18 protein-coding genes are annotated in these 23,563 nt (G+C 38.0%); 12 read left to right on the top strand and 6 right to left on the bottom strand.

What is annotated here, in order from left to right:
• Nucleotides 1-87 precede the first annotated feature (87 nt).
• The 3 genes from DRW42_RS22810 to DRW42_RS22820 all read right to left on the bottom strand — a co-directional run bounded on the left by DRW42_RS22810 (nucleotide 88) and on the right by DRW42_RS22820 (nucleotide 3,947).
• Nucleotides 88-1,200: a TlpA disulfide reductase family protein gene (locus DRW42_RS22810; protein WP_113951182.1), complete on the bottom strand. Its 1,113-nt coding sequence runs from the start codon at nucleotides 1,198-1,200 to the stop codon at nucleotides 88-90.
• On the bottom strand, nucleotides 1,200-2,663 hold the full coding sequence (gatB, locus tag DRW42_RS22815; protein ID WP_113951183.1) for an Asp-tRNA(Asn)/Glu-tRNA(Gln) amidotransferase subunit GatB: 1,464 nt from the start codon (nucleotides 2,661-2,663) through the stop codon (nucleotides 1,200-1,202). Before gatB ends, DRW42_RS22810 begins: the two co-directional genes overlap by 1 nt.
• A gap of 96 nt (nucleotides 2,664-2,759) precedes the next feature.
• Nucleotides 2,760-3,947: an ATP-binding protein gene (locus DRW42_RS22820; protein ID WP_113951184.1), complete on the bottom strand. Its 1,188-nt coding sequence runs from the start codon at nucleotides 3,945-3,947 to the stop codon at nucleotides 2,760-2,762.
• Between the two features lie 319 nt (nucleotides 3,948-4,266).
• Here DRW42_RS22820 and DRW42_RS22825 point away from each other — a divergent pair, with 319 nt between their 5' ends.
• Nucleotides 4,267-4,854, top strand: coding sequence for a hypothetical protein (locus DRW42_RS22825; RefSeq protein WP_113951185.1), 588 nt, complete (start codon nucleotides 4,267-4,269; stop codon nucleotides 4,852-4,854).
• A gap of 125 nt (nucleotides 4,855-4,979) precedes the next feature.
• On the top strand, nucleotides 4,980-5,480 hold the full coding sequence (locus tag DRW42_RS22830) for a hypothetical protein (RefSeq protein WP_113951186.1): 501 nt from the start codon (nucleotides 4,980-4,982) through the stop codon (nucleotides 5,478-5,480).
• Nucleotides 5,481-5,563: 83 nt separating this feature from the next.
• Here DRW42_RS22830 and alaS read toward each other — a convergent pair whose 3' ends face one another.
• Nucleotides 5,564-8,182, bottom strand: a complete 2,619-nt coding sequence (gene alaS / locus DRW42_RS22835) for an alanine--tRNA ligase (protein WP_113951187.1) — start codon at nucleotides 8,180-8,182, stop codon at nucleotides 5,564-5,566.
• A 116-nt stretch (nucleotides 8,183-8,298) separates the two neighbouring features.
• On the opposite strand from alaS, the gene DRW42_RS22840 reads away from it, so the two are divergent.
• From DRW42_RS22840 to DRW42_RS22865, 7 genes are all read left to right on the top strand, one after another.
• Complete coding sequence (locus DRW42_RS22840; protein ID WP_113951188.1) at nucleotides 8,299-8,634, top strand: MerR family transcriptional regulator; 336 nt, start codon at nucleotides 8,299-8,301, stop codon at nucleotides 8,632-8,634.
• Nucleotides 8,635-8,781: 147 nt separating this feature from the next.
• Nucleotides 8,782-8,937 (top strand): hypothetical protein, encoded by a 156-nt coding sequence (locus DRW42_RS28870; protein ID WP_158544385.1) that lies wholly within the window; start codon nucleotides 8,782-8,784, stop codon nucleotides 8,935-8,937.
• The gene (locus DRW42_RS22845; protein ID WP_113951189.1) at nucleotides 8,927-10,957 is read left to right on the top strand and encodes a helix-hairpin-helix domain-containing protein; all 2,031 of its coding nucleotides are present in this window, start codon (nucleotides 8,927-8,929) and stop codon (nucleotides 10,955-10,957) included. Before DRW42_RS28870 ends, DRW42_RS22845 begins: the two co-directional genes overlap by 11 nt.
• A gap of 117 nt (nucleotides 10,958-11,074) precedes the next feature.
• Entirely contained in the window at nucleotides 11,075-13,048 is a 1,974-nt protein-coding gene (locus tag DRW42_RS22850; protein ID WP_158544386.1) for a ComEC/Rec2 family competence protein, read from the top strand.
• Between the two features lies 1 nt (nucleotide 13,049).
• Nucleotides 13,050-13,826, top strand: coding sequence for an enoyl-CoA hydratase/isomerase family protein (locus tag DRW42_RS22855; protein WP_113951191.1), 777 nt, complete (start codon nucleotides 13,050-13,052; stop codon nucleotides 13,824-13,826).
• A 23-nt stretch (nucleotides 13,827-13,849) separates the two neighbouring features.
• Complete coding sequence (locus DRW42_RS22860) at nucleotides 13,850-14,533, top strand: DUF4412 domain-containing protein (protein ID WP_113951192.1); 684 nt, start codon at nucleotides 13,850-13,852, stop codon at nucleotides 14,531-14,533.
• A gap of 97 nt (nucleotides 14,534-14,630) precedes the next feature.
• The gene (locus DRW42_RS22865; RefSeq protein ID WP_113951193.1) at nucleotides 14,631-16,799 is read left to right on the top strand and encodes a S9 family peptidase; all 2,169 of its coding nucleotides are present in this window, start codon (nucleotides 14,631-14,633) and stop codon (nucleotides 16,797-16,799) included.
• Between the two features lie 33 nt (nucleotides 16,800-16,832).
• On the opposite strand, the gene DRW42_RS22870 is transcribed toward DRW42_RS22865, so the two are convergent.
• Nucleotides 16,833-17,543 (bottom strand): DUF3307 domain-containing protein, encoded by a 711-nt coding sequence (locus DRW42_RS22870; RefSeq protein WP_113951194.1) that lies wholly within the window; start codon nucleotides 17,541-17,543, stop codon nucleotides 16,833-16,835.
• Nucleotides 17,543-18,154: a SatD family protein gene (locus DRW42_RS22875; protein WP_113951195.1), complete on the bottom strand. Its 612-nt coding sequence runs from the start codon at nucleotides 18,152-18,154 to the stop codon at nucleotides 17,543-17,545. The genes DRW42_RS22870 and DRW42_RS22875 overlap by 1 nt, the downstream gene beginning before the upstream one ends.
• A 155-nt stretch (nucleotides 18,155-18,309) precedes the next feature.
• Between DRW42_RS22875 and DRW42_RS22880 the strand changes: the two genes are divergently transcribed.
• From DRW42_RS22880 to DRW42_RS22890, 3 genes are all read left to right on the top strand, one after another.
• The gene (locus DRW42_RS22880) at nucleotides 18,310-19,338 is read left to right on the top strand and encodes a ligase-associated DNA damage response exonuclease (protein ID WP_113951196.1); all 1,029 of its coding nucleotides are present in this window, start codon (nucleotides 18,310-18,312) and stop codon (nucleotides 19,336-19,338) included.
• A 2-nt stretch (nucleotides 19,339-19,340) separates the two neighbouring features.
• Nucleotides 19,341-20,930 carry an ATP-dependent DNA ligase gene (locus tag DRW42_RS22885; protein WP_113951197.1) on the top strand — a complete coding sequence of 530 codons (1,590 nt, stop codon included), beginning with the start codon at nucleotides 19,341-19,343 and terminating at the stop codon, nucleotides 20,928-20,930.
• Between the two features lie 88 nt (nucleotides 20,931-21,018).
• Nucleotides 21,019-23,493, top strand: a complete 2,475-nt coding sequence (locus DRW42_RS22890; protein ID WP_113951198.1) for a ligase-associated DNA damage response DEXH box helicase — start codon at nucleotides 21,019-21,021, stop codon at nucleotides 23,491-23,493.
• Nucleotides 23,494-23,563: the final 70 nt, after the last annotated feature.

The following is a 23,563-nucleotide window of genomic DNA, read 5'->3' on the forward strand; positions in this document are numbered from 1 at the left end:
CGAAAGTAGTGTCTATGATGCAATATTTAGTTAAGCCTAAGTTAAGAAATTGTTAATTACTTAAATTAGTTTAACATGGAATTTGTTTTAACGTAACGTTTTGCCTAAAAAGGCATCCAATTCATCACCACGCAGGTTTTTAGCTACAATTTTTCCGGCAGGATCAACCAGGTAAGAAGTAGGAATTGCCTGAACCTGATATTTTTTTACCGTTTCACCATTAAAATCCTTCAATTCCGAAACATGCGTCCAGCTTAATCCATCTGCCTTTACCGCACCTAACCATGCTGCTTTGTCTGTATCTAAAGAAATACCAATGATATCGAAGTTTTTGCTTTTATATTTATTGTAAACTTTAACTACATTCGGATTTTCCTGACGACAAGGCTGGCACCATGAAGCCCAGAAATCAATTAAAACATATTTACCTTTATAATCTGATAAGCTAACAGGTTTATTGTCTGCCGTGTTGATGGTAAATGCCGGCGCAATCTGCCCTACCTGAACAGTTTTTAATAACGCCATTTGTTTTACAAAAGCATCAACCGTAGGATTACCCTTAATTTCTTCTTTAACTTCATCAGCAAACTGAACCAGTTCGGCTTCAAATTCCTGAGGACTCAAAGTGCTCATCGCATAAAAACTTGCAAGTGTTCCTTTGTTATCTTTTGCAAATTTAAGGATTTGCGTGTTTAACTGATTAATATAAGATTCGTACTGTGGTTTCATCGATTCTAGAACCGCGGCCCTGTTTTGTGGCTGTGTTGCTACCTTTGCTTCAAAATCAGCCTGTAGTTTTTCAACCTGTTTCGCAAAGTTATTTCTGATACCATTTAGTTCTGATAATTTATCTACTTCATTTGCACCGGAAATTTTATAAGCCATGGTTTTATCTGCTATATCAGCTTCCAGTTTAATTTCATCACCGTTTTTTGCAATCAGCATAAACTCATGATTACCTAACGATACCCTGAAAAAATCTACTGAAGGTGTTTTACGGATAAATTTAAATTCGCCTTTTTCTGATAAATTAGTCGAATCAATTGCAACCATACTGTTATTCTGCATGCCATATAAAAACACTTTCTTTTCCGTTCCCGGATTTTGGAAAGTTCCGTCAATGGTAAAGCTATCTTTTGGTTTACATGCAGTGAAGGCAACCGCGATCAGCATGATCAGGCTCAATTGTTTTAGTCTCATTATTTCAGTTTTTCAAGTATTAATTCATTTAATTTTTTAGCATCGGCTTTACCTTTGGCCAATTTCATTACATCGCCAACAAACAAACCTAAAACGCCTTTTTTACCTTTCTTGTACGCTTCTACCTGTTGTGGATATTTATTTAACACTTCATCAATAAAACTGCTTAATTCGTCTCCATTTTCAGAAATAAGTAGATTTAATGATTGCGCAAGTTTGGTAACATCTGCATTATCCTGTTCCTCTAATGCAGGCAATAATTGCTGAATTGCAATTTGTTGTGTAATTTTTTTATCATCAACCAGATTAATAGTTTCAGCCAGCTGTGAAGGTTTTACTTTAAATTCAGTTATGGTGATTCCTTTTTCATTTAAAACCGCCCTGATCGGGCCTATTAACCAATTAATAAGGCTTTTTTTATTCTTAACAACTGCAACTGCAGCGTTAAAATAATTTAACAGATCTAAATCTTCTGCAAAAAGGGCCGCATCTGCCTTGTTAATACCAAATTCTGCGATCATTTGCTGCGAAATCTCGTTTGGCAAAGGTGGCATCAAAGATTTGATCTCTGCCAACCAATCATCCGAAATATAAATTGGCTGCAAATCCGGATCAGAAAAATAACGGTAATCATTTGCTTCTTCTTTGGTACGCATCGGAGAAGTAGTGCCTTTATCGGCATCAAAATTCAAAGTGCTCTGGATAATCCTTCCACCATTAACAATCACTTCTACCTGACGGCCAAATTCGAAATCCATAGCCCTACGTACGTTACGCATGGAATTCAGGTTCTTTACTTCACAACGTGTCCCGAATTCGGTACTGCCTTGCTTGCGGATCGATATATTGGCATCACATCGCAAACTCCCCTCTTCCATATTGCCATCACTCACATTTAAATGCCTCACCAGTTTCCTGATTTCGCTTAATAACACCGAAGCTTCTTCCGAACTGCGGATATCGGGCTCGGTTACAATTTCGATTAAAGGTACCCCGGCACGGTTTAAATCCACCAAAGAATAATGATCATCCTGATCGTGGATGCTTTTACCTGCATCTTCTTCTAGGTGGATACGGTTAATGCCAATCTTTTTTGTGGAACCATCAGCAAGCTGAAGCTCCAGAAAACCGTTTACACATATTGGTTGATTATCCTGTGTAATCTGATATCCTTTAGGTAGATCGGCATAAAAATAGTTTTTCCTGTCGAAGTGATTAACCTGATTGATCGTGCAGTTTAAAGCCAAACCGATACGAATGGCTTTTGCCACTACTTCTTTATTAAGCTTTGGCAATGCACCAGGCAAAGCCAATGAAACTGTTGATATATTCTGATTAGGCAAAGCCCCGAAAGATGCACTATCAGCCGAAAATATTTTGGTATTTGTATTTAACTGAACATGGATTTCCAGTCCTGAAACGAGTTCGAAAGCAGTTTGGGGGCTTGTTTCTTGTAAAGGCATTTAAAGCTTCGTGTATTGTTATAAATTTATTCGCCACAGATTATTTTACCTGTGGCGAATATTATGTTTCAAATATAGTTATTATTTACGCTTTCGTTAAAAAAGGCTCGAAGGAGAAATCCTTAAAAATTCCTGCCATGGTAAGCCGCCTGCACCAACCATAAGCATTTTATCAGGCTTATAAGTTTTGTTAAACGCATCCATGCCTGAAGTTTTGCTCACCATTCCGGCACTTTTAACTTCCAAACCGATTACTTTGCCTCTTTTCTCTAAAATAAAATCTACTTCATCGTTTCTATGTCTCCAGTAAAATACACTGTAACCTTCTACAAAAGAGTGATTTAAAAGATGTGCACCGATTGATGATTCGACCATTCTACCCCACTCTGCAGGATTTTTTCTAATTTCCCCAAAAAACTCATTCCTTTGGGCGCTTACCAGTGCATTATTATGCACCTGAAATTTCGGGCTGGATGATCGTTTCCGAATGATATCAGCAGCATACTTTTCAATGCCTCCCAACAGGCCGGCAGTATCCATCAATTGTAAATAATGTGACAGTGTTGTGGTATTCCCGGCGTCAGAAAGCTGTCCTAAAACCTTGGTGAAAGATAAAATCTGACCTGTATATAAACAACCCAACTCAAACAAACGTTTCATTAATGCAGGCTTATCAACACGGGTAAGCATTAAAATATCTTTCGAAATACTGGTCTCGATCAAGGCATTGGATACATAATTTTTCCAGCGCTCCTCATCATTAATTAAATCGGCAGAACCGGGATAACCACCAAACCATACGTATTGCTCAGCTGTAAAACCGAAGGCAGCTTCCATTTCCGTAAAACTCCAATGCCCTAGATAAGTTAGTTCAAATCTTCCGGCTAATGATTCTGTTAAACCTTGCTGAATCAACAACCTTGATGAGCCTAGCAAAATTACCTTAATATTTACACCATTGCGCATATCCTCGTCCCAAAGCCGCTTTACAATCTCACTCCAATTGTCTATTTTTTGGATCTCGTCAATAATCAGAACATATCCATCAACCCCAGGTTCTTTAAGCTGTTCCCTGGTATTGTACCATATCACTTCAATCCATGTCCGGTCTGAGGCAACAACAGCATCAGCCGATTCAAATATGCAAGGCAGATTAATTTTTTTAATTAACTGACTAATCAATGTAGTTTTACCTATCTGCCTTGGCCCAACAAGTACCTGGATAAACCTTTTTGGTTCATTCATCACCTTTATAAGTTTCTGTAAATAAGATCGTTGGTACATGTTTTACAATTTACTCAATAACATGAGTAAATTTACTCAATAAGATAAGTAATTACAAATCTTGTCGGATTTATTTCGTTTGAAATATAATTTGAATTTAGATAAGCCCCATATTTTAAATAAAAAATTATCATACAAATTACTGAAAATCAAATAATTATAGTGTAATTTACAATTTACTCAATGTAATGAGTAAAATTACTCAATAGTTTTATTAATCGTTAAAGAATGTTAAATATTGGGTATTGAATTAAACTCTAGCATCAATATTTAATCTGTTTAGATAATTATAACACACAAAAAATTTAATTAAAAACGTATGAAAAAGTTAATGTTAATTACCGCAGTTATGATGGTTTCATTACTCGGTATAAATCATGCAAATGCGCAGGTTAGCTTAAATATTAATATTGGTTCGCAACCAGTTTGGGGACCTACAGGCTATGATCATGTAGATTATTATTACTTCCCTGATATTGATGCTTACTATTACGTACCTTCTGGTCAATACATTTATTCGAATGGTGGCCGATGGGTTTGGGTAAATTCATTACCAGGCCAATATGCAAATTTTGATCTGTATCGCGCTTATAAAGTAGTGATCAATGAACCGAGGCCATATTTACGCAACAATATTTATGTAGCACGGTATAGCAAATATAAAAACTATGGTGGCCGCCAGGCAGTAATAAGAGATAGCCGTGATGCCAAATACTATGTTGTAAAGGGACATCCTAACTACAACCAGAAAACTACAGTTGTAGTGCGGAATAATAATCGCCCTGCACGTATCACAGAAAGAAGAGTTACAAGACCGGCTCAAAATAACCGTCCACAGCGGAACGACAACAGAAATAACCGTCCTGAAAGAAATCCTGGTGAAGGACACGGCAACGGTCGTCATTAAAATTAATATTTAGTTGTGAATAAGGGAGCTTCGAAAGGAGTTCCCTTTTTTCATATATCTGTTACAATAGAAGTTTTGGCACAGCGTTTGAATTACTGAAGTACACACAAATAAAATAGATTATTATGAAAAAGTTATTTATCATTTCCGCGATTTTAGGTATCGTGGCTTTAACATCTAATCAATCTAACGCTCAGGTAAGTATTAACGTAAATATTGGTGCACAACCTGCATGGGTTCCGGTGGGGTATCAAAACGTAAATTATTATTATCTCCCCGAAGTACAATCTTATTATTATGTTCCGCAAAGACAATTTGTTTATCTGAGCGGAAACAGGTGGACAAGATCACGTTATTTGCCAGCAAGATACAGAGGATACGATTTACACCATGGAAGAAAGATTGTAGTTTACGGCAATAGCCCATACCGCAATTACAATACACACAGGGTAACTTATGTTAGCCACAATAACTATTATCGTTCATCTTATGGAGGTGGCAGCAGGATCAGATATAATTCGCCAAGAAATAACTATAGATCTTACCGTCCAGGAAATGGACACCATGAAGGAAGAGGAAATTTTATTTCAAGAGGCCATGGAGGTGGAAGACACGGCAGACATTAAAATAAAAAGAGGCTTTAGGGCCTCTTTTTTATTTTACATAGCGTCACCCTGAATTTATTTCAGGGTCTATTTCATTATTTATATTAATGATGCGGAATAAAACTTTCTGCTTTCTCCAGAACAGCATTTAAACCAGCGGGGTTTTTACCACCCGCGGTTGCATAAAAAGGCTGTCCACCACCACCACCCTGGATTTCTTTACCCAGCTCGCGGACGATATTAGAAGCATTTAAACCTTTTTTAACCAAATGATCAGAAAGCATTACAGTAATACCCGGTTTACCGTCAATTTCAGTTGTAAATACAAGGAATAGGTTATCGATCATATCTTTTAAAGAGAAAGCAAGATTCTTAACTGCATCTGCACTTTGTAAATCGATGTGTTTTGCAATCAGGTTTATGCCGTTAATTCCCCTTACATGATGTACAATTTCATGTTTTAAAGTATTTACACGCTCTATGGTCGATTTCTCAATTTCCTTTTTAAGTTTTGCATTTTCATCCAGCAAAGCCTGAACAGAAGCTGATAAATCTTTGCTTCCGTTTAATAATGCTTTTAAATGTCCGAGTTCTTTTCTTTGATCCAGGAAAAACTGCTCTGCTTTATCCGCTGTAATGGCTTCGATACGACGCACACCTGCAGCTACAGCACTTTCTGAAACAATTTTGAAAGAACCGATCTGTCCGGTTGCTTTTACGTGTGTACCACCACAAAGTTCTTTCGAGAAATGATCATCAAAGGTAATCATGCGGACAAAATCTCCATATTTTTCACCAAATAAAGCGGTTACACCACTTTCGATAGCATCCTGGTAAGGAACATTTCTTTGCTCCTTTAATTTAATATTCTGGCGGATTTTCTGATTTACAATTACTTCAATCTGTGCCAGTTCCTCATCGGTCACCTTCGCAAAGTGAGAAAAATCGAAACGCAGGTAATCAGCATTTACCAATGAACCTTTTTGATTAACATGTTTTCCTAAAACCTGTTTTAATGCAGCATGTAGTAAGTGTGTTGCCGAGTGATTATCTTCGGTCAAAATACGTTTATCTTCATCAACAACAGCCCAGAATTTGCCTTCCAGATTATCAGGTAATATATCTGTAAAATGAACGGTTAGTCCATTTTCCTTTTTGGTATCGGTAATATCAACCCAAAACTGACGGCTATGATCCTCTAAACGACCGGTATCTCCTACCTGACCACCACTTTCTGCATAAAAAGGCGTTTGACGAAGTACAATCTGATATTGCTCTTTGCCTTTGGCTTTAACTCTACGGTATTTTAAAATCTCGGTTTCAATTTCCAGATCATCATAACCTACAAATTCGCTCTGATCTTCTGTATTTACAACAATCCAATCGCCTGTATCAATCGCAGTTGCGGCACGGCTATCGTCTTTTTGTTTTTTTAGAGCTTGCTCATAACCTTTCAGGTCAACAGTCCAGCCTTTTTCCCTTGCCATTAACTCGGTTAAATCGATAGGAAAACCAAAAGTATCGGATAATTCGAAAGCAAAAGTACCTTCTACTACATTATTTGAAGCCTGATATTTCTCAAAACGCTGAATTCCTGTAGACAAGGTTCTTAAAAAAGAAACTTCTTCTTCTAAAACCACTTTTTGTACAAAATCCTGCTGTGAAATCAGATCATCAAAAACTCCTTTAAACTGATCGGCCAATAAAGGAACCAACTGGCTTAAAAACGGCTCTTTAAAGTTTAAGAAAGTGTATGCATAACGTACTGCACGGCGTAAAATCCTGCGGATTACATAACCAGCCTTGTTATTTGATGGTAATTGCCCATCGGCAATTACAAATGAAATCGCACGGATATGATCGGCCATTACGCGCATGGCAATGTCAGTTTTCTCATCAGCACCATATTTAATTCCTGCTTTTTCAGAAATAAACTGGATCATCGGCTGAAAAACATCCGTATCGTAATTTGAAGTTTTTTCCTGTAACACACGTACCAAACGTTCAAAACCCATTCCGGTATCTACATGTTTGGCTGGTAAACTTTGCAACGAACCATCTTTTAAACGATTAAACTGCATAAATACGTTGTTCCAGATTTCGATAACCTGTGGGTGATCAGCGTTTACCAGTGTAGCGCCATCAACTAAAGCTTTTTCTTCGTCGGTACGGCAATCCACATGGATTTCGGAACAAGGTCCGCACGGTCCGGTATCGCCCATCTCCCAAAAATTATCTTTTTTGTTTCCCGGTAAAATATGGCTTTCATCCACGTATTGTTTCCAGAGATCGTATGCTTCCTGGTCTTTTTCCAGACCTTCTTTTTCATCACCTTCGAAATAGGTTACATATAATTTATCTTTCGGGATTTTATAAATCTCGGTTAATAATTCCCAGCTCCAGGCAATGGCTTCTTTTTTAAAGTAATCGCCAAAGCTCCAGTTACCCAGCATTTCGAACATGGTGTGGTGGTAAGTATCGATACCTACTTCTTCCAGATCGTTGTGTTTACCAGAAACGCGTAAACAACGCTGGGTATCGGCAACACGAGAATATTTTATGGCGGCCTCTCCTAAGAACAAATCTTTAAATTGGTTCATACCCGCATTGGTAAACATCAATGTGGGGTCGTTTTTAACCACAATCGGTGCGGAAGGAACAACACGGTGTTGTTTCGATTCAAAAAAACTAAGGAATGCCTGTCTAATCTCTTTTGCTGTCATTTCAATATTATTGGAGGCAACAAAATTAAAATTTTATTGCGTTAATAAGGAAAAATCGAGCTACATTTGAATACTTTAATTAATCGATATAAAACACTCATAATCAAGCATAAGTTATGCCGTATAAAGAAAGAGACATTAATAAAATGTATTATACTATGGGCGAGGTGACTGAAATGTTTAATGTAAACGCATCTCAGATCCGTTTTTACGAAAAAGAATTCGATATCCTTCAGCCTAAGAAAAACAAAAAAGGCAACCGCTTATTTACTCCTGAAGACATAGAAAATCTCAAAATCATCTTTAATCTTGTTGATGAAAAAGGTTTTACTTTAAAAGGCGCTAAAGAATACTTAAAGAACAATAAATCGGATGTAAAAGAAAATCAAAAAATTATTGATTCTTTAGAAAAATTAAAAGGTTTTTTGGTAAATCTGGCCGAAGAACTTTAAAAAACTCATTCCCACATTACAAATCGCATTAAAATCATACAAAAAAGTATTTTATAGAATATTATTTGTGTAGTTTTTAAAATATATTCCTATATTAGTACTAAATCAACTATTACCCTATTTTTTTAATTGGCTTAATCTACGCTTATGAAAATATGGTATCTGCTGTTGATTGGTTTTTCCTTCAACTATTTTTCTCTCCAGAATAACCTGCTGACCAGTTTTAAACTGACCCGCAATGGCTGCACAGCCATTACCGAAATTTTGTTCTTAACCTCTAATCCTTTTGCACATGCGTATTAGGATGATTATTGCTTTTGTGATGATGGGATTCATTGCAAATGCGCAAGAGAACAATGAAACGGAAATAGATATCCGCGATATCCTGGAAAGTGTTACAGAAAGTCTTCCTGATGATTACGACATGACTGAACTGGTTGATGTGCTAATGAGGTACCGGAAACATCCTATCGACCTAAATCATACCACGCCGGAAGAATTAAAGAGCCTGGTTTTTCTATCACCACTACAGATCAGTAACTTTTTTTCTTATCTTAAAGAAAACGGCCAAATTGTAGATCCTCTGGAGCTGCAGAGTATTGATGGTTTCGATGTTAAAACCATCGAAAATTTATTGCCTTTCGTGGCGGTGAATGTCCAGCCGGAATTTCAGCAGCTAAATTTCAGGAACATTTTTACGCTTGGTGAGAACGACCTGATGATGCGATTTGCACAGGGTTTAGAAAAACAAAAAGGATTTACAGATTTACCAGGAAACAGGTATTTGGGTACGCCTGAAAAATTTCAGACACGCTACAGGTATAATTATAGTACCATACTTTCAGCAGGCATTACTCTGGATAAAGATGCCGGCGAAAAATTTTTCAGCAAACCCTTCGATTTTTATTCAGGTAATGTAGCCTTATTTAAATTGGGCAGGATTAAAAAACTGGTCGTTGGGGACTATACCTTACAATTTGGGCAGGGCTTAACATTATGGTCGGGCTTTTCTTTTGGTAAAGGACCGGATGTAACCAGTGTAGCTAAAAAGGATCTGGGATTACGACCCTATAATTCTACCAACGAATATTCATTTTTCAGAGGGGCTTCAGCAACGGTTACGCTGCTCAAAAATATCGACATTACACCTTTTATTTCTCTCAGAAAGCTGGATGCGAGTCAAAAAAACGACAAAGACGGTAATCTGGTCCAATCTACCATTAACCAAACAGGATTACATCGAACACCTTCGGAAATAAAAAATAAAAATGTTTTAACACAGCAGTTGTTTGGTGCAACTATTCAATACACACAAAATGAGTTTAGTGTAGGCGCAATCGCCTATCAGAGTAATTATAGCAACAGCTTTGTTGTGCAGAGCGCTGCTTACGACCGATATAGTTTCACTGGCAAATCGCTAACCAATCTCGGTCTGTTTTACAATTACACCTACAAAAATATTTACCTATATGGCGAAGCCGCCAAAGGTTTAGGTGGTGGTTTTGCATACATCAATGGCGTATTGGTTAGTTTATCAAAAGCAGTTTCTGCAGCCTTAACTTATCGCGATTACGCTAAAGATTACCATAGTTTTTTTAACCAGGCTGTCGCAGAATCAACTGAAGCTGTAAATGAAAAGGGATTATATGCAGGTTTAAATGTTAATCCCAGTAAACGATGGGCTTTCTCTTTCTATGGCGATTATTTTCGTTTTCCATGGCTGAAATACCGTGTTGATGAACCATCAAAAGGTTACGAGCTTTTGGCACAGGCAGTTTACACACCAAGCAAAACCTTTAAAATTCTGGCCAGGTTTAAAATAGAGCAGAAACAACAGAACACTGATTTGGATGTACCGGTAAACTTTTTAGATGATGTAAAAAGAGCCGGTTACCGGGTAGAAATGAACTGGCAGTTAAATAAAAGCTGGAGTTTGCAGAACCGTGCAGAGTTTTCGCAATTTAAAAAGGGGGTTGCAGATAAGGAGTTTGGCTACCTCGTGTATCAGGACGTAGATTATTCGCCCATGTTTTCTCGCATTACCGGCAATATAAGAGTCGCATATTTTAATACACCCAGTTATAACAGCAGGATTTACGCTTATGAAGATGATGTATTGTACAGTTTTAGCTTTGGAATGTATAGCGGTAAAGGTTACAGAACCTATTTAAATCTGAAGTACAATCTGGCGAAAAAACTAAATATATGGATGCGCTATGGCTTGTTTATTTACAGGAATGTAGAAACTGTTGGTACTTATCTGGATGAAATTAAGGGCAATAAAAAATCGGAGATTAAAGTTCAGGTACGTTATCAATTTTAAGAAATGTTTAAGGCTGAATATGTTTTTGCGAGGATTTTATTCCCTTTTATGATCGGAATAGGAATTTTTTATTTTTTTCCCTCAAAAATACACCTGCATTTTTTAACAATTATACTTTTGCTCATATTTTTAAGCATTTTAACGATTAATATTACTTACAAAAAGCTAAATATATATCGTTACAAAGGAATTATCGGGTTTTTACTGTTTTTATTTTTCTTCAATCTTGGCGGATTACTTTGTTTACTGAACAACGAAACACTTAAAGATGGTTACTTCGCAAATGGTAACTGTATTTATTTAAAGATTTGGGTTAAAGACGAACCTCAGCAAAGCGGCAACATACTGCGTTTTAAGGGGCAGGTAATTTCGGGTTATCAGGAGGATAAACAGGTTAAATTATCAGGACAAATACTTCTCGCGCTCAAATTAGATAACTTAAAACCACTTAAACTAAAATATGGCGATGAAATTATTATTTCTGCCAAATACACAGCAGTTGAACCACCATATAATCCCGCCGAATTTGATTTTAAAGCCTGGTTGGCCCATCAGAATGTTTATCACCAAGCTTTTGTTGATCAAAACCATCTGATTAAAACAAATAACAACGTTGGAAATACCATTATCAAGCATGCCCTTAACTTAAGGAAGGAACAGATAGAAAAATACCGGAAACTGATTAAAAGTGATGAGGCGTTTGCTGTGGCTTCTACCTTAATATTAGGCTATCGAGCCGATTTAAGTAAAGAAACCCTTTCGGCTTATAGTAAAACAGGAACAATACATGCATTATCCGTATCCGGAGCACACGTTGCGATTATTTATGTAGTGCTGGATTTTTTTCTGGCGTTTCTGAATAGGAAACGTGGCCTGAAAATTTTAAAACTCGTGTTAATATGTACATTGATCTGGGGATATGCACTATTAACCGGATTATCTCCTTCCGTTGTGCGTTCGGCTATTATGATCAGTATTTTAATTACAGCAAAAGTGTTAACTAAAAATACGAATAGCTATAATATTCTGGCTTTTTCAGCATTTTGCCAGCTGGTTTACGATCCTTTTTTAATCTGGGATGTTGGGTTCCAACTTTCCTACCTGGCTGTTTTCGGACTAATTTGCCTCCAGCCAAAAATTTATAATATACTGTACGTTAGGCACAAATGGCCAGATAAATTATGGAGTTTTATCTCTATGTCGCTGGCCGCGCAAATCGTTACTTTTCCTTTAAGTATCTATTATTTTCACCAATTTCCGCTTTACTTTTTATTTGGAAACCTGTTTATCACCGTTCCCTTAGTGCTTATGATGTATCTGGGAATAGCCATTTTAGTGCCATGGCTTAGTTTTTTGGCACCGGTTTTCGAATGGATCATCAATTTTACCAATTCGACATTAAAATGGATTGCTGACCTGCCTTATGCCACCTTTTCTTCAATATGGATCAATCTGCCCGAATTTATATTGTTGAGTTTAGCGCTGGGTTTATTTATCTACGGGCTGGCAAATTTCAATAAACGTTTTATTTTTTCATCACTCGCTGTTTTTATTGGTTATCAGGTATTGATTGTTTGTGATGATTTAAACACCTACCACCAGCAAAAGGTGATTTTCTTTTCACTCAGAAAAAATTATGCCGCGGCATTTATCAACGGACGCGAAAGTATTCTTGTTACCGATTTAACCGCTACAGATAAAAGTTACGATTTCTTTGTAAAGCCTGCATTATCGCAATTACAGATTGAAAAAATTTCTTTTCTGAATTTAAAACAAGATACAATTGTTAAGGATTTCATTTTAAAGAACAATCAGATTGTATTTCACCACTACAAAATATTGCTGATTGATGAACGCTTGAATTATAAGTCATTACGGGGAAATGGTCAATTCTCAAGTCTCTGGATCAATGGAAATACAAAATTTAAGTTAACAGCATTAGATCCTGCTATTAACTACAAAACTGTACTTATTGATGCCACTAACAGGGATTATAAGATTGAAAACTTTAAAAAAGTTGTAAATAATAATTATTTGGATGTTCATATTTTAAAGAAAAATAAAGCATATTTGGTGCAACTAACCCAATAACATGGAAAATCTGGTTTTATATCAGGTTGCAGAACGGATTGCAACCATAACTATTAACCGACCTGAAAAAAGAAATGCCCTAAATCCTCAACTTATATCGGCATTAACAACAGCATTTATCCGCGCATCAGAAGATGATCTGGTAAAAGTAGTGGTGTTAAATGCAAACGGTGATTCATTTAGCGCCGGTGCCGATTTAGGCTACCTGCAACAGTTACAACACAATACTTTTGAAGAAAATGTTGCAGATTCCAATCGTTTAAAAAAACTTTTCACCACCATTTATTATTTGCCCAAGGTGGTTATTGCACAGGTAGAAGGTCATGCTATTGCCGGTGGCTGTGGTTTGGCTACCATCTGCGATATTGTGTTTGCAACGCCCGAAAGCAATTTTGGTTATACAGAAGTGAAGATAGGTTTCGTGCCAGCTATTGTTTCATGCTTTTTAAAACAAAAGGTAAGCGAATCTGTGGCAAAAGAAATCCTGCTGACCGGAAAAACCTTTTCAGCTGAACAGGCATTGAAATATAATCTCATAAATTTTGTAACAAATTCATCCGAAATCCATCAAATAGTAAGAGAATTTGCATTAAGTTTGTGCAACGGAAGTTCTGAAAATTCGTTAATGATTACAAAACAACTGATTACGCAGACGAATAATCCGTTGTTGGAAAAATGCCTGGAAACTGCGGTACAGATCAATGCCCGCGTACGGGAAAGTGAAGATTTTAAAAAAGGGATCTCTTCATTTTTAAACAAAGAAAAAATTAATTGGTAAAAAACTAAACTGAAATAAAAAACATGTTCAAATCAATCAAAACAAGCGTAGTCGCTTTAATTTTAGTAAGCAGCGCGATTATCGCCCACGCACAGAAAAAAATAACTGAAGGTACCATTACCTATGGCTTAGCGTATAAATTAACAGAGGAACAAAAAGCAGCAATGGGCGGACAGGAACCACCTGCAGAGCTGAAAGTAAAATTTAACAACGGTTTAACCAAAATCGAAATGGAGCAAGGTCCTGCGTTGATCGGTATTGTTTCTGACAACAATGAAAGAACAGGCTTGCTTTTAATCGATGTACCAGTTGCTCAAAAACAGTTTGCGGTAAAACAAACTAAAGCTGATATCGAAAAAGCAATGGGTGCCATTCCTAAATATTCTGATTTCAAAGCTACAGGCGAAAAACAGACTATTGGTGGTTTCAGTGCAGAAAAATATACTTATAAAGATGATAAAGGTACATCATTAGAGTTATGGGCAACAAAAGATATTGAATTACCTAACGTGGGTTCTCAAAACTATTTTCCTGGTTTAGCTGCTTTCCCTGTAAAATATACATTGGTTCAAAGGGGTGTAGAAACCACTACAACGTTAAAATCGGTTGCCGAAGGTAAAGTTGGCGCAATCTCTAAAGAACTACCAACAGGTTACGAAGTTGTAACCATGGAAGATTTAGCAAAAATGCAGGGCGGTGGTGAATAATTAACCAATTTCTGCTAATTAATGGCTTTTTAACTGCCGGCTTTTTACTTAAATTAGCCCAAAAGTTAAAAAGCTTTTTTTATGCCCAAAATTATATATGATTAAAAACTTATTATTCAGATTATCAGTTACCTGCATGGCATTATGCACGCTAATTGATGCAAAAGCCCAAAATATCAACTGGGCAAAAGATGGCAATTCCTATTATCAGAATGCAAGCGGCGAAATTGTTTCGATAACCCTCCCTAAAAACGACCGGAAAACCATTATATCAAGAACGTTATTAACACCTGCCGGAAGGGATAATGCCATTGCTGTAAGAAGTTTCCAGTTATCGGATGATGGCACCAAAGCATTGATTTACACCAACAGTAAAAAAGTTTGGCGTTACGATACGCGTGGTGATTACTGGCTGGCAGATTTAACAGCCAACAAGATTACTCAGATCGGAAAGGATAAACCTGCATCATCTTTAATGTTTGCCAAACTATCACCTGATGGAAGTAAAGTAGCCTACGTAAGCAAACACAATTTATATGTAGAAAATATTGATGGCTCGAATTCTAAAGCTTTAACCACTGATGGTACCGATCGCCTGATTAACGGTACTTTCGATTGGGTTTACGAAGAAGAATTCGATTGTCGTGATGGTTTTAGGTGGAGTCCGGATGGAAAATCTATTGCTTATTGGCAGATTGATGCAAGCAAGATCAAAAACTTTTTGATGATCAATAATACCGATTCGATTTATCCTTATACCATTCCTGTAGAATATCCAAAAGTTGGCGAAAACCCTTCTGTTTGTAAAGTTGGCGTGGTTGATATTAACACTGCAAAAACAAACTGGTTAAACGTTCCGGGTGATAATATCCAGCATTACATTCCACGTATGCAATGGGTACCGAACAGCAATAATATTATTTTGCAGCAACTTAACCGCGAACAAAACGAAAGCAAGGTATTCATCTGCAATGCTGCTACCGGTGATGCAAAAGCTGTTTATACCGAAAAAGCAAAAGCCTGGATCGATGCACAGGACGAATGGAAATGGCTTAACGATAATAAAGAATTTACCATTGTATCAGATAAAGATGGCTGGAACCACCTTTACAGAATCAGTATTGATGGGAAAAAAGAAACTTTGGTTACAAAAGGCAATTATGATGTAATTGATGTAAAATTGATCGACGTAAAAAACAACACCGTTTATTTCCTTGCATCACCAACAAACGCCACACAGAAATATCTTTTTAAAGCAAAACTGGATGGAAAAGGGAAATTAGAACAGGTTACCCCTTCTATCCTGCCCGGAACGCATAATTACGACATTTCTCCTAGCGCAACCTTTGCCCGTCATACTTACAACAGTTCTATCGTTAGGCCGATTACCGAGTGGATGAACTTTACAACAGGCAATCCGTTAACCATGGATGGAAGTGTTACCACGCAATTATCGAAACAGGAAGCTACTAAAAACAAGGTAGAATTTTTCAAGGTTACAACCGAAGATGGCATTGAAATGGACGGCTGGATGAAAAAACCGGATAATTTTAACCCTGCTAAAAAATATCCTGTTGTGTTTTATGTTTATGGTGAACCTGCTTCGCCAACGGCATCAGATACTTATGGGGCCGGAAGGAACTTTTTATATGCCGGTGATTTGGCTAAAGATGGCTACATCTATGTTTCTATGGATAACAGGGGCGCACCTGTTCCAAAAGGCAGTGCATGGCGTAAAAGTATTTATAAAAATATTGGCGTAATCAATATCCGTGACCAGGCCATGGCTGCTAAAAAATTATTGGCCACCAATACTTTTATGGATAAAGACCGTGTAGCGGTTTGGGGCTGGAGCGGTGGTGGTTCATCTACTTTAAACCTGATGTTCCAATATCCTGAAATTTATAAAACAGGTATTGCCATTGCAGCGGTTGGTAACCAGTTAACTTACGATAATGTTTATCAGGAACGTTATATGGGTACGCCATTTCCAAGCAAAGAAGCTTATGTAAAGGGCTCTCCTATTACTTATGCCAAAAACCTAAAAGGTAATTTATTGTACATACATGGTACTGGCGATGATAACGTTCATTATCAAAATGCCGAAATGCTGATTAACGAACTGATTAAAAACAGAAAGGTTTTTCAATTGATGAGTTATCCTAACCGTACGCACAGCATTAACGAAGGTGAAGGCACAAGCGAGCATTTATCGTTAACCTACACCAAATTTTTAAAAGAAAACTGCCCTCCGGGAGCAAGATAGAAAATTTTAAAAGCAGCTTTCGGGCTGCTTTTTTTATGCAATAAACTTTTGTATAAGCATAGCGGTTACAATGGCAATCCCAAAGCTTAACAAAGTTCCGATCAGTACATATTCTGTTAATTTGAGATCGTGTTTTTCTTTTAGGTCGCCAAACCTGAATATCGATTTTGCTGCAAGTAAAAATCCCACGGCCTCAAAATGATTGGTAAGGATAAACAGAAAAATCAATATCCGTTCTAATATCCCGATGTATTTACCCGCATTTTCAAGTGATTTTGGACTATCGGGCTGGTTATCGGGAATCCATTTAGCAATGATCACCTTCATAATAATTGATGTAGGCATACTTAAAAACAAAGCCCCTGAAACTAATATCCAGGTATGGGCATCATTCAAAAAGCTTATATCCAAACTTCCTTTATAGAAAAGATGCCAAACCGCCACAATCGAAGCAAAATGTAAAATCTGATCAATAAAGAACAGTATACGGGCATTTTTATTGGTCTGAAAGATCGATTTTAACGCGTCGATACACAAATGGATCAAACCTATTGTTAAAGCTATTTTCCAGACATCAAAACTTAAAAAAACAAGAAATATCAAAGCCACGTGCACGGCCACATGCAGGTATAGTTTGGTTGATTTCAACTTTTTTCTTTCCTTATCTTTTACCCAGGCGTTGGGTTGTAAAAAGAAATCTCCAATTAAATGGGCAATAATAAGTTTGATTAAATAGATGTCCATTATTTTAAGATCGTTTGGTTCAATTTTTTACGGTATAGCTTATCCATTTCAATAATTTCGTTGTAATGTGCACGTTTCAGCGCTTCGCTTACAGAAGATTGAGTTCTGCCTGAAATAGCTGCCAGTTCGCTTTGCAGCAGGTTTTCATTTTCGAAGGCAAGCTTTACCATTTCTGCAGCTACTACTCCCCAGCTATCCATGGCAATTAACGATAGCTTAATTACCACATTAATTTCTTCATCAAAATCAGCTGAATCTGTTTTAACGGCCAAATTGCTTTTAACCTGTTTCAAACTATCAAAGGCTGCCCCCGAGTGAATAAATGCATCTCCACTTGATTCTGAAAGCTTTTTCCTTTTATTTTTAATACTTCCTATGCCAATCCCCATCCTTACATCGGCAGGTTTATTTACCCTGATGCATGCTTTTAAATAAGCTGCAACCTTTATTGCATTTTCAGGTTCAACTTCTACCTGAAAACTATCCCCGCGAAAGATTTCCCACTTACCATGTTGCCCTGCAACCACTTTTAAAGCAGCTTTTAAGCTTAACAGCCAACTGTCTTTAATCTTTCTTGAGCCTACAATATCACCGGTTATAATACAAATCATATTACAATATCGAACTTATTATTCACATTACAAAAATAATATCGGCTAATTAGCCGATATTTCAGTTTATCGGGTAATTAGCCGATATTTAAGATTATCGGGTAATTAGCCGATATTAAATTAAAACTAATCTATAAATTTATTGTTTAGTAGCTATGGCATTAATCGAATTTACCAAAAGAGGCATTTACTGTAAACAGGGCAATTTTTATATAGATCCCTGGTGGCCTGTAGATTATGCCGTAACCACACACGGGCATAGCGATCATGTACGTTTTGGAAATAAATATTATCTCTGCCATACTTTAACCAAACCCATCATTAAACGTAGGATAAGCGAAGATTTAAATGTAGAAACACTCGAATATGGAGAAAGCATCAACCGTAATGGTGTAAATATCTCGTTTTTCCCTGCAGGGCATATTATTGGCTCTGCACAGGTGCGCTTGGAATATAAAGGTGAAGTTTGTGTGATCTCAGGTGATTATAAAATTGAAGATGACGGCATTACCGTACCTTTTGAGCCTGTAAAATGCCATTCTTTTGTTTCCGAAAGTACTTTTGGCTTGCCGGTTTACAAATGGCAGAAACAGGAAGTAGTTTTCAACGGGATCAGGAGCTGGGTAAATGATAATATCAATCAACAGAAAACCAGCGTATTAATTGCCTATAGTTTGGGCAAAGCACAGCGTTTGATTAAAAACCTGGCCGGCGATATTCCTATTTATGTACATAACAGCATTGCCAACCTGAACGAAGTAATTATAGGAGCTGGTGTAAACCTTCCTGAAACCATCAGGATTACCCCCGAAATCACTAAAGATGAATTACAGAAAGGCATTGTAATTGTGCCACCTGCAATGCGCGATAGCCGCTGGATCAAGAATTTATCCCACCCTGTTACCGGGATATGCTCTGGCTGGATGCAGGTAAGGGCGCACCGCCGCTGGCAAAGCGCTGATGCGGGTTTTGCATTGAGCGATCATGCCGACTGGCCAGGCTTAATGGAAGCCATTAGTGCCACCGGCGCCGAAAAAGTTTATGTTACCCATGGCTTTACAGCTGCCTTTAGCCGTTTTTTAAATGATGAAGGCATAGAAGCAGCAGAAGTGCTCACCAAGTTTGGCCAGGAAGACGACGAAGAAAACAAGGTGGATTTAGCCGAGCAAAACGAAAATAAATAAATATGAAACGTTTTGCCAAACTGATCCAGCAGCTCGAACTGAGCAATAAAACCAACGATAAAATTGCGGCTTTGGTTGATTATTTTAACTATGCCGACGATAAAGACAAAGTATGGGTAATTGCCTTATTTACTGGTAAAAAGCCCAAAAGACCAATTAAATCGGCTTTGTTAAAATATTGGGCGATTGACATTACCGAAACACCCGAATGGTTATTTGCCGAAAGTTACTCCAATGTGGGCGATTTAAGCGAAACCATTGCGCTGTTATTGCCCCCGGCAGCGCATACATCAGATTTTCAATTACATACATGGATCGAAGAACTGCACGATCTGGAAGGTAAAACTGATGAAACCAAAAAGGAATTTATCTTAAATGCCTGGAATAAACTCGAAACCCAGGAGCGTTTCATTTTTAACAAACTGATTTCAGGAAATTTCAGGATCGGTGTTTCCAATAAAATGCTGGTCAATGCACTGGCCAAACAAAGCAGCTTGGATAGTGCACAGATTATGCACAGCATTATGGGAAAGTGGAATCCCTACGAAATTACCTTTCATGAGCTGGTTAATGGCATCCACGTAAATACCGATAATTCATGGCCTTACCCCTTTTGCCTTGCTTATGCTTTAGAACAGGAACCCGAAAAACTGGGCGATATTTCTGAATGGCAGGCCGAATGGAAATGGGATGGCATTCGCGGGCAGATTGTAAAACGTAACGGCGAGCTTTTTATCTGGAGCCGTGGCGAAGAACTGGTTACAGAACAATTTCCAGAACTGCATTTTATGATCGATGTATTGCCCGATGGCGTGGTTCTGGATGGCGAAATCTTAGCGGTACAGGATAAACAGGTTTTATCATTCAGTACCCTGCAGCAACGTTTAAACCGTAAAACAATTAATAAAAAGCAACTTGAGGATGCGCCCATAGGATTTTTTGTTTACGATATTTTAGAGTACGAAGCAAAAGATTTCAGAGAGGAACCATTAAGTGAAAGAAGAAAAATACTCGAACAATTAATTGGTGATTTAGACGAAAGCCCGGTGATGATTTCTCCGGTAATTAATTGCAGTACCTGGGAAGAGCTGGCTGCATTAAGACAAACTTCGCGGTCGATCAACAGCGAAGGAATTATGCTCAAGAAATTAAGCTCCCATTACCATAGCGGCAGAAAACGCGGAGACTGGTGGAAATGGAAAATCAATCCATACACTGTTGATGCGGTAATGATCTACGCACAAAAAGGAAGTGGCAGAAGGGCCAATTTCTTTACCGACTACACTTTTGCTGTTCGCGACGGAGAAAACCTCGTAACCATTGCAAAAGCCTATTCGGGCTTAACCGATAAAGAGATCAAAGAAGTAAACAGTTTTGTAACCCGCAATGCGATTGAAAAATTCGGGCCGGTGCGTACGGTAAAACCTGAACTCGTTTTCGAAATTGCTTTTGAAGGAATTGCCGAAAGTAAACGGCACAAAGCAGGTTTAGCTTTACGTTTTCCGCGTATATTGCGGTGGCGAAAAGATAAAAAAGCAGATGAAATTAATACTTTGGAAGATTTAAGGCAGCTGCTGCAATCTACTTTGTAATACGCCATGATCTGTGTTACCACAGACCATCATACTTTAAACCTCCCAGGTTTTAAAAACCTATGAGGTTTATAATAAAATTTAAAAAATGGACCAAACCAAAACCAAAGGTTATAAAAAGATAAAAAGCTGGCTAAAAACCAATAAACGCAGGCCTTTCCAGTTTCAGGAAGATGCCTGGCAATATTATCTTAATGGCTACAGCGGTTTGGTAAATGCACCAACGGGTTTTGGAAAAACATTTTCACTTTTCTTAGCAGTGGTAATCGAAGCTTTAAATGCATCTGAAACGAACAATAAAAAAGCAAAAGACCGTTTACAGCTGATCTGGATCACCCCGCTCCGCTCTTTAGCAAAAGATATTGCCAGGGCTATGCGAGAAACTTTACTGGAGCTGGAACTCGATTGGCATGTTGGTGTACGGAATGGCGATACCTCGCAGGCAGAAAAAGTACAGCAGAAAAAATCAATGCCCGAAATTTTACTGATCACTCCTGAAAGTTTGCATTTGTTACTGGCGCAAAAGGGATCTTCAACTTTGTTCAGAAACCTTAAATGCATCGTGGCCGACGAATGGCATGAACTTTTGGGTAGTAAACGGGGAGTTTTGGTTGAATTAGCAGTTTCGCGCATCAAAGGCCTGCAAAAATTAGAGAAAAAACAGTTTTTAAGGATCTGGGGAATATCGGCCACCATAGGCAATATCGAAGAGGCGCTAGATGTTCTCGAACCAAACCTGGAAGCCAAACGAATTATTGTTAAAGCTGATCTGGAAAAGAAAATTGTAATCAAATCCATTTTACCTGATGATATTGAAACCTTACCCTGGGCTGGCCATTTAGGCTTAAAACTGGCTTATAAACTTTTGCCAATTATCGAGAAAAGCAAAACCACCTTAATTTTTATCAATACCCGCGGGCAATCGGAGATGTGGTACCAGCATCTGCTGAATATTGAACCCGAACTGGCCGGACGTATTGCCATACACCATGGATCGATAGATTTTGAACTCCGCAACTGGATTGAAGATGCTTTACACACCGGGCAACTCAAAGCAGTAATTGCTACTTCATCGTTAGATTTGGGTGTAGATTTTAAACCAGTTGATACCGTTGTACAGGTGGGTTCGCCTAAGGGTGTCGCCAGGTTTTTACAACGTGCAGGACGATCGGGTCACTCCCCTCACGAAACCTCCAAAATATATTTCCTGCCTACCCATGCACTCGAACTGGTAGAAGCTGCTGCCATTAAAGAAGCCGCTAAAACCAATAATATAGAAAGCCGTGAACCTTTTATTATGGTATTCGATACTTTGGTGCAATACCTGGTTACTTTGGCTATAGGCGACGGATTTGATGATAAAATCATCTACGAAGAAATCAAAAATACCCACGCGTTTAAACTTATTCTTCCTGAAGAATGGAACTGGGTAATGCAGTTTATCACTTCAGGAGGCGACAGTTTAAGCGCCTATACCGAATTTAAAAAGGTAGTGAAAGAAGACGGGCTTTGGAAAGTAAAAAGCCGGCAACTGGCCATGCGGCACCGATTGCACATCGGCACCATTGTGAGTGATGCCATGCTGAAAGTGAAGTTTATTTCTGGCGGTTATATCGGCATGGTGGAAGAATATTTCGTTACCCGATTAAAAGCGGGCGATAATTTTCGCCTGGCCGGAAGGGTTTTAGAGTTTATCCAGGTAAAAGACATGACCGTTGTAGTACGGGTAAGCAAACAAAAAAATGCCATTTCGCCCAGCTGGAATGGTGGCCGACTTCCTTTATCATCCAATCTGGGTTCGGTACTGCGGAAAAAATACAACGAAGCTTTGGATAAAACGCATCAGGATGAAGAACTGGATTGTGTATACCCTTTGTTTTTATTGCAGGAAAAACGTTCGCATGTACCTCAAAACGATGAATTATTAATTGAACTCATCAACAATAAAGAAGGTTTCCATTTATTCGCCTACCCTTTCGAAGGTCGTTTGGTACACGAAGTTTTGGCCGCTTTGGTTGCCTACCGTTTGAGCAAGTTACTGCCGATTAGTTTTTCTATTGCCATGAACGACTATGGTTTCGAGCTGTTGAGCGAAACCGAAATCCCGATGGATGAATCGATTGCTTATGAAGTGTTCTCCCCTAAAAATTTAACAGAAGATATTACGTTAAGTATTAATTCAACGGAAATGGCGAGACGGAAATTTCGGGACATTGCCTGTATTTCTGGATTAGTTTTTCAGGGCTATCCGGGAAAATACGTGGCAAACAAACATCTCCAGTCATCAGCAGGTTTGTTTTTTAATGTTTTTAGCGATTACGACAAACATAATTTACTTTTGCGGCAAGCTTACGATGAAGTATTTTATCAGCAACTGGAGGAACCCCGGTTGGCAGCAGCATTAGAACGTATTCAGCAAGGAGCCATTGTAATTACCAATCCGAAAAGTTTTACGCCACTATCTTTTCCGATTAAGGTTGATAGTTTGCGTGAGAATATGAGCTCGGAAGAACTGGAACAACGGATTGCACGGATGAAAGCGGAATCAGAGAAAATTAAATAGATACATGATCTTGTGGCCGGTCGGAAATTAAAAAATCCTCCGACAAGCACAGGATGACATTAGCATAAAA

Origin of the sequence: Pedobacter miscanthi (assembly GCF_003315595.1) — a bacterium.
Classification (GTDB): Bacteria; Bacteroidota; Bacteroidia; order Sphingobacteriales; family Sphingobacteriaceae; genus Pedobacter; species Pedobacter miscanthi.

Coding starts and splice junctions, on each gene's coding strand:
- DRW42_RS22890 (WP_113951198.1), top strand. CDS start 21,019: ATGGACCAAACCAAAACCAAAGGTTATAAAAAGATAAAAAGCTGGCTA.
- gatB (WP_113951183.1), bottom strand. CDS start 2,663: ATGCCTTTACAAGAAACAAGCCCCCAAACTGCTTTCGAACTCGTTTCA.
- DRW42_RS22875 (WP_113951195.1), bottom strand. CDS start 18,154: ATGATTTGTATTATAACCGGTGATATTGTAGGCTCAAGAAAGATTAAA.
- DRW42_RS22880 (WP_113951196.1), top strand. CDS start 18,310: ATGGCATTAATCGAATTTACCAAAAGAGGCATTTACTGTAAACAGGGC.
- DRW42_RS28870 (WP_158544385.1), top strand. CDS start 8,782: ATGAAAATATGGTATCTGCTGTTGATTGGTTTTTCCTTCAACTATTTT.
- DRW42_RS22870 (WP_113951194.1), bottom strand. CDS start 17,543: ATGGACATCTATTTAATCAAACTTATTATTGCCCATTTAATTGGAGAT.
- DRW42_RS22885 (WP_113951197.1), top strand. CDS start 19,341: ATGAAACGTTTTGCCAAACTGATCCAGCAGCTCGAACTGAGCAATAAA.
- DRW42_RS22860 (WP_113951192.1), top strand. CDS start 13,850: ATGTTCAAATCAATCAAAACAAGCGTAGTCGCTTTAATTTTAGTAAGC.
- alaS (WP_113951187.1), bottom strand. CDS start 8,182: ATGACAGCAAAAGAGATTAGACAGGCATTCCTTAGTTTTTTTGAATCG.
- DRW42_RS22845 (WP_113951189.1), top strand. CDS start 8,927: ATGCGTATTAGGATGATTATTGCTTTTGTGATGATGGGATTCATTGCA.
- DRW42_RS22840 (WP_113951188.1), top strand. CDS start 8,299: ATGCCGTATAAAGAAAGAGACATTAATAAAATGTATTATACTATGGGC.
- DRW42_RS22810 (WP_113951182.1), bottom strand. CDS start 1,200: ATGAGACTAAAACAATTGAGCCTGATCATGCTGATCGCGGTTGCCTTC.
- DRW42_RS22830 (WP_113951186.1), top strand. CDS start 4,980: ATGAAAAAGTTATTTATCATTTCCGCGATTTTAGGTATCGTGGCTTTA.
- DRW42_RS22825 (WP_113951185.1), top strand. CDS start 4,267: ATGAAAAAGTTAATGTTAATTACCGCAGTTATGATGGTTTCATTACTC.
- DRW42_RS22820 (WP_113951184.1), bottom strand. CDS start 3,947: ATGTACCAACGATCTTATTTACAGAAACTTATAAAGGTGATGAATGAA.
- DRW42_RS22855 (WP_113951191.1), top strand. CDS start 13,050: ATGGAAAATCTGGTTTTATATCAGGTTGCAGAACGGATTGCAACCATA.
- DRW42_RS22865 (WP_113951193.1), top strand. CDS start 14,631: ATGATTAAAAACTTATTATTCAGATTATCAGTTACCTGCATGGCATTA.